The 13137-nt window shown below is 42.1% G+C and carries 8 protein-coding genes, 2 tRNA genes, 3 rRNA genes and 1 pseudogene; 2 read left to right on the top strand and 12 right to left on the bottom strand.

Going from position 1 to position 13137, the window contains the following annotated elements; all coding sequences use genetic code 11:
- Nucleotides 1-18: 18 nt before the first annotated feature.
- The 5 genes from fabK to fabM all read right to left on the bottom strand — a co-directional run bounded on the left by fabK (nt 19) and on the right by fabM (nt 3678).
- Nucleotides 19-984 (bottom strand): enoyl-[acyl-carrier-protein] reductase FabK, encoded by a 966-nt coding sequence (fabK, locus tag AC6IZR_RS08765; RefSeq protein WP_497848450.1) that lies wholly within the window; start codon nt 982-984, stop codon nt 19-21.
- A 114-nt stretch (nt 985-1098) separates the two neighbouring features.
- Entirely contained in the window at nt 1099-1323 is a 225-nt protein-coding gene (locus tag AC6IZR_RS08770) for an acyl carrier protein (protein ID WP_003003892.1), read from the bottom strand.
- Nucleotides 1324-1381: 58 nt separating this feature from the next.
- Complete coding sequence (locus tag AC6IZR_RS08775; protein ID WP_497848451.1) at nt 1382-2356, bottom strand: beta-ketoacyl-ACP synthase III; 975 nt, start codon at nt 2354-2356, stop codon at nt 1382-1384.
- The gene (gene fabT, locus AC6IZR_RS08780; protein WP_003003993.1) at nt 2356-2790 is read right to left on the bottom strand and encodes a fatty acid biosynthesis transcriptional regulator FabT; all 435 of its coding nucleotides are present in this window, start codon (nt 2788-2790) and stop codon (nt 2356-2358) included. The genes AC6IZR_RS08775 and fabT overlap by 1 nt, the downstream gene beginning before the upstream one ends.
- Before the next feature lie 96 nt (nt 2791-2886).
- Nucleotides 2887-3678, bottom strand: coding sequence for a trans-2-decenoyl-ACP isomerase (gene fabM / locus AC6IZR_RS08785; RefSeq protein ID WP_070586269.1), 792 nt, complete (start codon nt 3676-3678; stop codon nt 2887-2889).
- Nucleotides 3679-3918: 240 nt separating this feature from the next.
- Here fabM and AC6IZR_RS08790 point away from each other — a divergent pair, with 240 nt between their 5' ends.
- Entirely contained in the window at nt 3919-5274 is a 1356-nt protein-coding gene (locus AC6IZR_RS08790; protein WP_070586268.1) for an aspartate kinase, read from the top strand.
- A 56-nt stretch (nt 5275-5330) separates the two neighbouring features.
- Here the strand turns inward: AC6IZR_RS08790 and AC6IZR_RS08795 are convergent.
- Nucleotides 5331-6682 (bottom strand): IS3 family transposase gene (locus AC6IZR_RS08795; protein ID WP_152903631.1). Its coding sequence is split into 2 segments (ribosomal slippage): nt 5331-6241 and nt 6241-6682, totalling 1353 coding nucleotides; the frame shifts between segments, so codons are not numbered across the junction.
- A gap of 163 nt (nt 6683-6845) precedes the next feature.
- Between AC6IZR_RS08795 and AC6IZR_RS08800 the strand changes: the two are divergent.
- Nucleotides 6846-6950, top strand: a pseudogene (locus tag AC6IZR_RS08800) (IS30 family transposase); the annotation flags it as partial.
- A 40-nt stretch (nt 6951-6990) separates the two neighbouring features.
- Here AC6IZR_RS08800 and AC6IZR_RS08805 read toward each other — a convergent pair.
- The 6 genes from AC6IZR_RS08805 to AC6IZR_RS08830 form a co-directional block, all read right to left on the bottom strand.
- A tRNA-Asn gene (locus AC6IZR_RS08805) sits at nt 6991-7064 on the bottom strand.
- Between the two features lie 5 nt (nt 7065-7069).
- Nucleotides 7070-7185, bottom strand: a 5S ribosomal RNA gene (gene rrf, locus AC6IZR_RS08810).
- A 79-nt stretch (nt 7186-7264) separates the two neighbouring features.
- Nucleotides 7265-10162, bottom strand: a 23S ribosomal RNA gene (locus tag AC6IZR_RS08815).
- Nucleotides 10163-10285: 123 nt separating this feature from the next.
- Nucleotides 10286-10358 (bottom strand) — tRNA-Ala (locus AC6IZR_RS08820).
- 53 nt (nt 10359-10411) lie between these two features.
- A 16S ribosomal RNA gene (locus AC6IZR_RS08825) occupies nt 10412-11958 on the bottom strand.
- Together the 16S, 23S and 5S rRNA genes with 2 tRNA genes alongside form the textbook arrangement of a ribosomal RNA operon.
- A gap of 251 nt (nt 11959-12209) precedes the next feature.
- Nucleotides 12210-13136: an ATP-binding cassette domain-containing protein gene (locus tag AC6IZR_RS08830; protein ID WP_003010296.1), complete on the bottom strand. Its 927-nt coding sequence runs from the start codon at nt 13134-13136 to the stop codon at nt 12210-12212.
- Between the last annotated feature and the right edge of the window lies 1 nt (nt 13137).

Here is a 13137-nt window from a genome sequence, read left to right on the forward strand (position 1 = left end):
CTAATCCTTTCGACGTTTTTAGACGTTTACATCTGCCCAACGAGCAGCCTCTCTTTGAATCACCTTGGCTGCACCATAATAGATATCTTCTAGAATTTCAGCACAAGTTTCTTCCTTGCTGACAAGTCCAGCAATTTGACCTGCCATTACAGATCCATTGTCAACATCTCCATCAACAACGGCATTGCGAAGGGCACCTGCTCCTAATTCTTCAATTTCTTCTTGAGTCTTCTTACCTGCCAAGAAATCTTTTTCAGCTTGGTTATAGGCAGAAGCCAATTTATTCTTGATCGCACGAACAGGGTGTCCAACAACTGATGCTGAAACTACCGTATCAATATCTTTCGCTTTCAAGATTTTATTCTTAAAGTTTTGGTGAGCATTAGATTCTTTAGCAACCACGAAACGAGTTCCCACCTGAACAGCTTCGGCACCTAACATAAAGACAGCTGCAGCACCGGCACCATCAGCGACACCTCCAGCACCAATTACTGGAATAGAAACAGCTTCAACCACTTGACGAACCAAGGTCATAGTCGTCAATTTACCAACGTGACCTCCAGCTTCCATTCCTTCTGCAATCACTGCATCGGCACCCAATTTTTCCATCCGTTTTGCAAGGGCAACAGATGGAACAACAGGAATGACAGTGATCCCTGCTTCATGGAAACGATCCATGTATTTCCCAGGATTTCCAGCACCAGTTGTAACAACTTTTACACCTTCTTCAATCACCAGGTCAACAATGTCATCCGCGAATGGGGACAAGAGCATGATATTTACACCAAAAGGTTTATCTGTAATAGACTTCACTTTATCAATGTTAGCCTTTACAACTTCTTTTGGAGCGTTCCCGCCACCAATGATTCCAAGACCACCGGCATTTGATACTGCTCCAGCCAAGTCACCATCAGCGACCCATGCCATCCCACCTTGGAAGATTGGATATTTAATATTCAATAGTTCAGTAATTCGTGTTTGCATTATACCTACCTCTTTTTTCGCTTAAGTAATAGTTTGAGTTTAAAAGATTGTTTCTTTGAGCCTCAAACTATTACCTAAACAAGAGAGAATATCTTTCGATACTCTCATCTATCATTATTTTGTTTTTTCTTCTACGTAAGCGACAAGGTCACCAACTGTAGACAATCCTTCTTCAGTTTCGATTTGGATGTCAAAAGCATCTTCAATTTCAGAGATAACTTGGAACAAATCCAATGAATCTGCTTCTAAATCTTCGAATGTAGATTCAAGAGTTACTTCTGATGGTTCTTTACCAAGTTCTTCAACGATAATTTCTTGTACTTTTTCAAATACTGCCATGATAGGCCTCCTTAAAAAATAATATATAAATTTTTAAAATGTGTTTCCACATGTTTAACTAGATTGTAACAAGAAGTGTGCCCCATGTCAAACCTCCACCGAATCCTGTCAGAAGAATTTTTTGACTTCCATCCATCTTGATTCGATGATTCTCGACACACTCCGATAATAGAATGGGGATACTAGCAGCACTAGTGTTCCCATATTCCATCATATTTGCTGGGATTTTCTCTCTAGAGACACCCAGTTTTTTTGACATCTTATCTAACATTCGGTCATTCGCCTGGTGTAACAGAAAATAGTCAATCTCTTCTGCTTCCATAGAGGCGTCTGCTATAATTTTTTGAATACTTTTCGTGACATCACGAATGGCAAAATCAAAAACTGCCCGTCCATCCATTGTCAGATATCTTCGATCGGAAACTTCCTCTGAATAAGGGGAAGACAGACCCAAATAGCAAGACTCAAGACTAGCACCTCGGCTACCATCTGTAAAAAGATTCTCAGCAAAAAACGATTTTTGATCGCTTGCTTCAAGCAAGACACCACCAGCTCCATCTCCAAAAAGGACTGAAGTGGAACGGTCTGACCAGTCTAATACTTTTGAAAGCGTCTCACTACCGATCACAATTCCTCGCCGGTACATACCTGAAGAAATGTATTTTTCAGCAGTGGCTAATGCAAATACAAATCCACTGCATGCTGCAGTCAGATCAAAGGCAAAAGCTCGAGAAGCTCCAATATTAGCTTGTACCCGGGCTGCAGTTGATGGCATTAAGCTGTCTGGAGTAATCGTAGCAACAACGATGAAATCAATTTCCTCAGCATCTAAGTTTGCTTTTGCTAATAATCTTTGTGCAACAATTGTTGCTAGATCACTTGTCGTCTCATCTTTTGAAATGTGACGCCGAAGGATACCTGTCCGACTACTGATCCATTCATCACTTGTATCCATGATCTCAGCCAAATCATCATTTGATACGACTTGGTCAGGTGCATAATGAGCAACTTGACTAATTTTAGCAAAGACCATTATTTAATTTCCTCCAAGAAACGATACAGATTTTGCAATCCTTTTTGCATCACTTTCTTCTCTTCGGGACTCATATCTCCAATAATCTGGTTGACCATCCGTTTATGGAATTGCTGATGAAGACGATAAAGTAGACGACCGTTCTTTGTTAAACTCAAGTGTACAACCCGGCGATCAACTTCCGATCTTCTTCTTTCGATATACCCTTTGCGCTCAAGATTATTCAAACTTGTCGTGACAGTCCCCAAAGTCACCATCAACTCCCGTGAAATATCACTCGGGGTTGCATTCGGTGTCGAACCAATCACATCGATCGTATGCATTTCTTTAATAGAAACATCTTTGAATCGACTTGCTCTTAGGCTCGACTCCTCAATAACCAAAACATTATTAAAGATGGATGTTAAATAGTCGTTAACTAATTGGTAATTCAAAACTCCACCTCCTAATTTTACTTTGATAGTCAAATTTTATCAAAAATGAAAATAATTTGCAAGTATTTTTTCACAAAACATAGAAAAATTACAAATTTATTTTCCTTTAAATTGTGGCCGACGTTTCTCAGAGTAGGCAATAACCCCTTCCTTGAAATCTTCTGTAAATGCTAGTTTCTTTTGCAAATCCAATTCAAGACCCGCATATTGGTCCCATTCTTTCAAGAATGCTTCCCAAACCATTTCTTTCATGGCAGCATAAGAATTTGAAGATCCTCTTCTTAATTTTTTAAGCAATTGCTCAACTGTTTTATCGAGTCTTTCAGATTCACAAAGACGATAAGCTAGGCCATAATCAAATGCCTTTTCAGCAGTCAAAGCTTCACCCGTCATTACTAAATGAGTAGCCCGAGACATACCAATAGCTTTTCCTAATAAGAATAACCCACCCGCATCTGGTGCTAAACCAACCCCAACAAAGGCTTGAATAAATTTAGTACGATCACTAATAATACAAAAATCAACAGCTACTGCTATGTTGGCCGCCGCTCCTGCGACCGCTCCATCAGCTACCATAATAACCGGCTTAGGTAATTGCTTAATCTTCTTAGAAATAGTATTAACTAATTCAGCAATTAAAACAAGAGACTCGATGTCATCTGCATCGACTGCGCGTTTCATTTCACTCAAATCTCCACCAACTGAAAAGATTTTCCCTTCTGCTGATAGAATAATGAATTTTACTTCCTCATTTTTTTCTGCATCTTCCAAGGCAGCTAAAATTTCCTGACACATTGGAATGTTAAAACCATTGGAAACTTCAGGACGATTTAAAGAAATTGACGCGAGATCGTTTTCGACAGAATACAAAATTGTTTCAAACATCACAGACTCCTTTTGTTTAAATATAAAATATTTTGATATTAAAACTTTTTAAGTATAACATATCATACCATAAAAAATAAGAATAGTAAAATATATCTATAAGATGTAACAAAATTGTAAAATTTGAATTATGACAATTTCTAGCCTCATAAGATCCACCTATTCTATGCCCTATTTATAAATACATTGTATCAACAACTGAAGTTTGGTATAATGTACTAATGAAACTATTAAGGAGAAAATATGAAAGTAACTAAATTCGGTGGAAGTTCTCTAGCATCAGCTCCACAATTAAAAAAAGTACTTAATATCATTAAAGATGATCCAGAAAGAAGATTTGTAGTTGTATCAGCTCCTGGTAAGCGAAATGCAGAAGATACAAAAGTAACAGATGCACTGATCCGTTATTATAAAGAATTCACTTCAGATAAAGATGTTACGCAAACACAACAGTGGATTATTGAGCGTTATCGTGCCATTACAGAAGAATTGGGTCTCAAAGATTCTATCATTCAAGAAATTGCTGAAGATATCTATGATCTGACAAATTTGCCTAAAAAAGGAAATCCATTTACATACGATGCATTTTTGGCAGCCGGTGAAAACAACAACGCTAAACTCATAGCTGCCTATTTTAATCAAAATGGATTAGAAGCAAAATATATCCATCCAAAAGAAGCAGGAATTACAGTCACCGCAGAACCTTCCAACGCTCGTATTTTACCTTCTAGTTACGATAAAATTGAAGAACTAAAAGATGCAAGTGAAGTAATTGTCATTCCAGGTTTTTTTGGTGTTACCCAAGATGGGGACATTTGTACATTTTCTCGTGGTGGATCTGACATTACAGGATCTATCATTGCAGCTGGCGTAAAAGCAGACTTATACGAAAACTATACAGATGTAAATGGTATCTTTGCAGCACATCCAGGTATTATTAAACACCCACATTCAATTCCTGAATTAACTTACAAGGAAATGCGTGAATTAGCCTATGCAGGTTTTTCAGTCTTACATGATGAAGCACTCGTTCCAGCATACAGAGGTAAAATTCCATTAGTCATTAAAAATACAAATAATCCAGACCATCCAGGAACCCGAATTGTTTTGGAACATTCAAATGATCATGTGACTGTTGTAGGGATTGCAGGTGATTCAGGATTCGTTAGTATCAACACTACCAAATACCTCATGAACCGAGAAGTCGGTTTTGGTCGAAAAGTCCTTCAAATTTTAGAAGATCTCAATATTAGTTGGGAACATATGCCAACTGGAATCGATGACTTGTCTATCATTTTGCGTTCACGTGAACTGACTCCGATCAAAGAACAAGAAATTCTGAAACAATTAACACAAAAACTCGAAGTTGACACAGCTGAAATTGAACATGATCTTTCAATCATTATGATTGTTGGTGAAAAAATGAAGAGCCAAGTAGGGGTTACCGCAACTGCAGCTAAGGCACTGTCAGAAAATGAAATTAATATTCAAATGATCTCACAAGGATCTAGTGAGGTTTCTATTATGTTCGTTGTAAGTAAAGATCAAGAAGAAAAAGCCATTAAAGCCTTATATAATGCATTTTTCCCAAATAACTAAAAGTATAAAAGCTCCGTTATAAAAATGTATTGACCCCAAAAAGTTAGACAATTAATTTATCCAAAGGATTTAGTTCTGTATTGCACAGGACTGAGTCCTTTTAGTTTTACCTTAATTCGTTTGTTGTTGTAATAATCAATATAGTCTACAATAGCTTGCTCCAATTGCTCAAGTGAGTGAAATGTCTTCTCATAACCGTAAAACATCTCAGACTTAAGAATGCCAAAGAAGGACTCCATCATGCCATTATCTGGGCTGTTTCCTTTACGTGACATGGACGGTTGGATTCCTTTATCCTCTAAAAAATGATGATAATACTGATGTTGATACTGCCATCCTTGGTCACTATGGAGAATAGTATTTGTGTAATGATCCTCACTGAAGGCCTGGTCTAACATAGATTTCACTTGTTCTAAATTTGGTGAAGTCGAAAGATTATAGGCGATAATTTCGCTATTAAAGCCATCTAAAACCGGCGATAAATAGAGTTTTTGACTGCTTGCTGGAATGGTAAATTCTGTCACATCTGTGTAGCACTTTTCCATTGGTTTGGATGCTTCAAATTGGCGTTGAATAAGGTTGGCTGCTTTCTTTCCAATCTCTCCTTGGTATGAAGAATACTTCCGTTTACGACGAATTCGAGCACTTAAACCAAGGACCTTCATCAGGCGTTGAACTCTTTTGTGATTGACCACATAACCACGATTTCTCAATTCAAGAGTCATTCGGCGAAAGCCATAATTTCCTTTGTGCTCAGTAAAAATAGATTGAATTTCAGCTTTAAGATCTTTATCTTTGTCAAACCTATCCAGTTGCTTCAACTGATAGTAGTAAGTTGAGCGAGGTAAACGAGCCGCTTCAAGAAGTAAATCTAGTCGAAATCCTCCTGAAGCCATTTCTCTAATTGTCTCTGCCTTTCTAGTTGTAAGGCTTCGTCCCTGACTTCTAGCTCTTTTAACTTTTTTAAGTAAGCCACCTCGGTACGTAAGCGTTCATTCTCTTCTTGGAGCCGCTCTAGTTCTGTCATTTCTTCCCAAGTTTTCTTACGTTTACGTCCCATTTTAGGTACTCTCCCTCTTGTTTTCTCAACAATAGTATACCCGTTTTTCTTGTATTGTGCCATCCAATTTGGAAGCATACCACGATTTGGGAGAGCATATTCGAGAGAAACTCTATCTTGAGACCAGTTTTCATGTAGAACTTTATCAATCATTTCTTGTTTTAATTCAGGAGAGTAGTAACGATTTTTTCCTTTTTTGACGAACTCTATTCCATAACAATCAATCAATTTAATCATGTACCTAAGATTAGAATTGTTTATCCCAAATTTATTTGAAAGTTGCTCTAAGCTATATCCTTGTTTTCTAAGTTCATAGATCTGAACTTTATCTTTATAAGTCAATTTCATAATAAAAACACCCCAAAAGTTAGATTTTTTCTGTCTAACTTTTGGGGTGCAGTTCAAAACGGAGCTTTTATATTTCCCAATTTGTAAAATTAAGCAAGACCAAAAAAGCTATTTATGTTAGGCTCAGATAAACACCACATTTGTCTGAAAGGAACTAACATAAATGACCCATACTCATCTTACCACAAACGAGCTTGTAATGATAGAGGCATACTATCAAGAAAACCTAAAAGTTTCAGATATTGTGACATCACTTGGCAGATCAAAATGAAAATAAAAAAGACCAGCCCGCTGATCTAATTCTTATACTCCGCCAGTAGGACTCGAACCTACGACATCATGATTAACAGTCATGCGCTACTACCAACTGAGCTATGGCGGAAAAAAGCTAAGCGACTACCTTATCTCACAGGGGGCAACCCCCAACTACTTCCGGCGTTCTAGGGCTTAACTGCTGTGTTCGGCATGGGTACAGGTGTATCTCCTAGGCTATCGTCACTTAACTCTGAATGATTAAACATTCAAAATTGAACATCTATATTCTAACAAGTTAACCTTTCGTTGTCAATATCTTCTGACTCTTTGGATAAGTCCTCGAGCTATTAGTATTAGTCCGCTCCATTGCTCACACAACTTCCACTCCTAACCTATCTACCTGATCTTCTCTCAGGGCTCTTACTGATATATAATCATGGGAAATCTCATCTTGAGGTGGGTTTCACACTTAGATGCTTTCAGCGTTTATCCCTTCCCTACATAGCTACCCAGCGATGCCTCTGGCGAGACAACTGGTACACCAGCGGTAAGTCCACTCTGGTCCTCTCGTACTAGGAGCAGATCCTCTCAAATTTCCTACGCCCGCGACGGATAGGGACCGAACTGTCTCACGACGTTCTGAACCCAGCTCGCGTGCCGCTTTAATGGGCGAACAGCCCAACCCTTGGGACCGACTACAGCCCCAGGATGCGACGAGCCGACATCGAGGTGCCAAACCTCCCCGTCGATGTGAACTCTTGGGGGAGATAAGCCTGTTATCCCCAGGGTAGCTTTTATCCGTTGAGCGATGGCCCTTCCATACGGAACCACCGGATCACTAAGCCCGACTTTCGTCCCTGCTCGAGTTGTAGCTCTCGCAGTCAAGCTCCCTTATACCTTTACACTCTGCGAATGATTTCCAACCATTCTGAGGGAACCTTTGGGCGCCTCCGTTACCTTTTAGGAGGCGACCGCCCCAGTCAAACTGCCCGTCAGACACTGTCTCCGTAGATGATTAACCTACCGGGTTAGAGTGGCCATAACACAAGGGTAGTATCCCAACAACGCCTCCATCGAAACTGGCGTCCCGATCTCAATGGCTCCTACCTATCCTGTACATGTGGCACAGACACTCAATATCAAACTGCAGTAAAGCTCCATGGGGTCTTTCCGTCCTGTCGCGGGTAACCTGCATCTTCACAGGTACTAAAATTTCACCGAGTCTCTCGTTGAGACAGTGCCCAAATCATTACGCCTTTCGTGCGGGTCGGAACTTACCCGACAAGGAATTTCGCTACCTTAGGACCGTTATAGTTACGGCCGCCGTTTACTGGGGCTTCAATTCATACCTTCGCTTACGCTAAGCACTCCTCTTAACCTTCCAGCACCGGGCAGGCGTCACCCCCTATACATCATCTTACGATTTAGCAGAGAGCTGTGTTTTTGATAAACAGTTGCTTGGGCCTATTCACTGCGGCTGACTTAAAGCCAGCACCCTTCTCCCGAAGTTACGGGGTCATTTTGCCGAGTTCCTTAACGAGAGTTCTCTCGCTCACCTGAGGCTACTCGCCTCGACTACCTGTGTCGGTTTGCGGTACGGGTAGAGTATGATTAACGCTAGAAGCTTTTCTTGGCAGTGTGACGTCACTAACTTCGCTACTAAACTTCGCTCCCCATCACAGCTCAATGTTACAGAATTAAGCATTTAACTCAATTCACACCTCACTGCTTAGACGTGCACTTCCAGTCGCACGCTTTAGTTAGCCTACTGCGTCCCTCCTTCACTACATACTCTAGTACAGGAATATCAACCTGTTGTCCATCGGATACACCTTTCGGTCTCTCCTTAGGTCCCGACTAACCCAGGGCGGACGAGCCTTCCCTGGAAACCTTAGTCTTACGGTGGACAGGATTCTCACCTGTCTTTCGCTACTCATACCGGCATTCTCACTTCTATGCGTTCCAGCGCTCCTCACGGTACACCTTCTCCACACATAGAACGCTCTCCTACCATACCTATAAAGGTATCCACAGCTTCGGTAAATTGTTTTAGCCCCGGTACATTTTCGGCGCAGGGTCACTCGACTAGTGAGCTATTACGCACTCTTTGAATGAATAGCTGCTTCTAAGCTAACATCCTAGTTGTCTGTGCAACCCCACATCCTTTTCCACTTAACAATTATTTTGGGACCTTAGCTGGTGGTCTGGGCTGTTTCCCTTTCGACTACGGATCTTAGCACTCGCAGTCTGACTGCCGACCATAATTCTTTGGCATTCGGAGTTTATCTGAGATTGGTAATCCGGGATGGACCCCTCACCCAAACAGTGCTCTACCTCCAAGAATCTTAATGTCGACGCTAGCCCTAAAGCTATTTCGGAGAGAACCAGCTATCTCCAAGTTCGTTTGGAATTTCTCCGCTACCCACAAGTCATCCAAGCACTTTTCAACGTGCCCTGGTTCGGTCCTCCAGTGAGTTTTACCTCACCTTCAACCTGCTCATGGGTAGGTCACATGGTTTCGGGTCTACGACATAATACTATTCCGCCCTATTCAGACTCGGTTTCCCTACGGCTCCGTCTCTTCAACTTAACCTCGCATCATATCGTAACTCGCCGGTTCATTCTACAAAAGGCACGCTCTCACCCATTAACGGGCTCGAACTTGTTGTAGGCACACGGTTTCAGGTTCTATTTCACTCCCCTCCCGGGGTGCTTTTCACCTTTCCCTCACGGTACTGGTTCACTATCGGTCACTAGAGAGTATTTAGGGTTGGGAGATGGTCCTCCCAGATTCCGACGGGATTTCTCGTGTCCCGCCGTACTCAGGATACTGCTAGGTATAAAGACTATTTCGAATACGAGGCTCTTACTCTCTTTGGCTGACCTTCCCATGTCATTCTTCTATATTCTTTAAGTCCACATTGCAGTCCTACAACCCCGAAGAGTAAACTCTTCGGTTTGCCCTCCTGCCGTTTCGCTCGCCGCTACTCAGGCAATCGCTTTTGCTTTCTCTTCCTGCAGCTACTTAGATGTTTCAGTTCACTACGTCTTCCTCTACCTATCCTTAACAGATAGGAGTACTAGCCATTAGCTAGTGGGTTCCCCCATTCGGACATCTCTGGATCGTCGCTTACTTACAGCTCCCCAAAGCATTTCGTCGTTTGTCACGTCCTTCTTCGGCTTCTAGTGCCAAGGCATCCACCGTGCGCCCTTATTAACTTAACCTTATTTTTGGTCTTGCGACCTAAACTCTTTAAATATTTACAGCGTTTCGGTTTATTTTCTTGTTACTATTTGATATAGATATTCAATTTTCAATGTTCAATCTTAACACCCTTACAGTGTTAATGGAGCCTAGCGGGATCGAACCGCTGACCTCCTGCGTGCAAAGCAGGCGCTCTCCCAGCTGAGCTAAGGCCCCACAAGACCTCTCAAAACTAAACAAGACCAACGTACAGGTTTCCATTTCCTTAGAAAGGAGGTGATCCAGCCGCACCTTCCGATACGGCTACCTTGTTACGACTTCACCCCAATCATCTATCCCACCTTAGGCGGCTGGCTCCTTACGGTTACCTCACCGACTTCGGGTGTTACAAACTCTCGTGGTGTGACGGGCGGTGTGTACAAGGCCCGGGAACGTATTCACCGCGGCGTGCTGATCCGCGATTACTAGCGATTCCGACTTCATGTAGGCGAGTTGCAGCCTACAATCCGAACTGAGACTGGCTTTAAGAGATTAGCTTGCCGTCACCGACTCGCGACTCGTTGTACCAGCCATTGTAGCACGTGTGTAGCCCAGGTCATAAGGGGCATGATGATTTGACGTCATCCCCACCTTCCTCCGGTTTATTACCGGCAGTCTCGCTAGAGTGCCCAACTCAATGATGGCAACTAACAATAGGGGTTGCGCTCGTTGCGGACTTAACCCAACATCTCACGACACGAGCTGACGACAACCATGCACCACCTGTCACCTCTGTCCCGAAGGAAAACTCTATCTCTAGAGCGGTCAGAGGGATGTCAAGACCTGGTAAGGTTCTTCGCGTTGCTTCGAATTAAACCACATGCTCCACCGCTTGTGCGGGCCCCCGTCAATTCCTTTGAGTTTCAACCTTGCGGTCGTACTCCCCAGGCGGAGTGCTTAATGCGTTAGCTGCGGCACTGAGTCCCGGAAAGGACCCAACACCTAGCACTCATCGTTTACGGCGTGGACTACCAGGGTATCTAATCCTGTTTGCTCCCCACGCTTTCGAGCCTCAGCGTCAGTTACAGACCAGAGAGCCGCTTTCGCCACCGGTGTTCCTCCATATATCTACGCATTTCACCGCTACACATGGAATTCCACTCTCCCCTTCTGCACTCAAGTTAAACAGTTTCCAAAGCGTACTATGGTTAAGCCACAGCCTTTAACTTCAGACTTATCTAACCGCCTGCGCTCGCTTTACGCCCAATAAATCCGGATAACGCTCGGGACCTACGTATTACCGCGGCTGCTGGCACGTAGTTAGCCGTCCCTTTCTGGTAAGTTACCGTCACAGTGTGAACTTTCCACTCTCACACTCGTTCTTCTCTTACAACAGAGCTTTACGATCCGAAAACCTTCTTCACTCACGCGGCGTTGCTCGGTCAGGGTTGCCCCCATTGCCGAAGATTCCCTACTGCTGCCTCCCGTAGGAGTCTGGGCCGTGTCTCAGTCCCAGTGTGGCCGATCACCCTCTCAGGTCGGCTATGTATCGTCGCCTTGGTGAGCCGTTACCTCACCAACTAGCTAATACAACGCAGGTCCATCTCTTAGTGATGCAATTGCACCTTTTAAGTCAATATCATGCGATATCGACTTTTATGCGGTATTAGCTATCGTTTCCAATAGTTATCCCCCGCTAAGAGGCAGGTTACCTACGCGTTACTCACCCGTTCGCAACTCATCCGCTCGGTGCAAGCACCAAGCTTCAGCGTTCTACTTGCATGTATTAGGCACGCCGCCAGCGTTCATCCTGAGCCAGGATCAAACTCTCATTAAAATAATTGTTTGTCTTAAACTCATTCTGTCACTGACAGATTTATTGTTTTTTTATTGTTCAGTTACTACAACTTTCATTGTAGTGCCCTGCACATTGGTTCGTCTTGTTCAGTTTTCAAAGGTCTTTGTCGCTCTCGCGCGACAACTATATTAGTATATCATGACCTACTCTTACTGTCAACACTTTTTCTTAAAAAAATTTATTTTTTTGAAAGTTTTTTTGAAAAAAATAAAATAGAGAGGGAATCCTCTCTATTTATATTCTTGTCTGTATTTGTTTTCTTCAGCTTTGTTAGCCCATACATAATGACCTGGTTTAATTTCAACCATTTGTGGTTTATCTTCAGAGTAATCATGTTGTTCTGGATCATAGATTTTTAGAACTTTTTTACGTTCTAGAATTGGATCTGGAATTGGGACTGCTGAAAGTAGGGATTGTGTGTATGGATGGATTGGGTGGTTAAATAGCTCTTCAGTTTCTGCCACTTCTACAATAACCCCTTTATAGATAACTGCAATACGGTCAGAAATGAAGCGTACAACTGACAAGTCATGGGCGATAAAGAGGTAGGTCAAGCCTAATTCTCTTTGGAATTTTTTCAAAAGGTTCAAAACTTGCGCACGTACTGAAACGTCAAGAGCTGAGATTGGTTCATCCGCAATGACAAATTCTGGTTCCATGACAAGTGCACGGGCAATACCGATCCGTTGACGTTGACCACCTGAGAATTCGTGAGGGTAACGTGTCAAATGTTCTGCAAGAAGTCCAACTTCATGCATAATATTTTTTACTTTTTCCTGACGTTCTTCTTCACTGTTAAACAAATGGTGGTTGATCAAACCTTCAGAGATAATATAATCAACTGTTGCACGTTCATTCAAACTTGCTGCTGGGTCTTGGAAGATCATTTGAATCTTACGGATCAACTCTGATTTTTCACTATGAGAGTTTTTTCCGTTGATCTTGCGACCGTCATAAATAATTTCTCCAGCACTTGTATCATTCAAACCGATGATCGCACGTCCAATTGTTGTCTTCCCACTTCCTGATTCACCAACAAGAGAGAACGTTTCTCCCTTATTAATGAAAAAGTTGGCGTTTTTTACAGCAACGAATTTTTTACTTCCTTCACCGAAGGAAATTTCTAAATCTTTAATTTCAACTAATTTTTCAGTCATT

Source organism: Streptococcus mobilis (assembly GCF_059727625.1).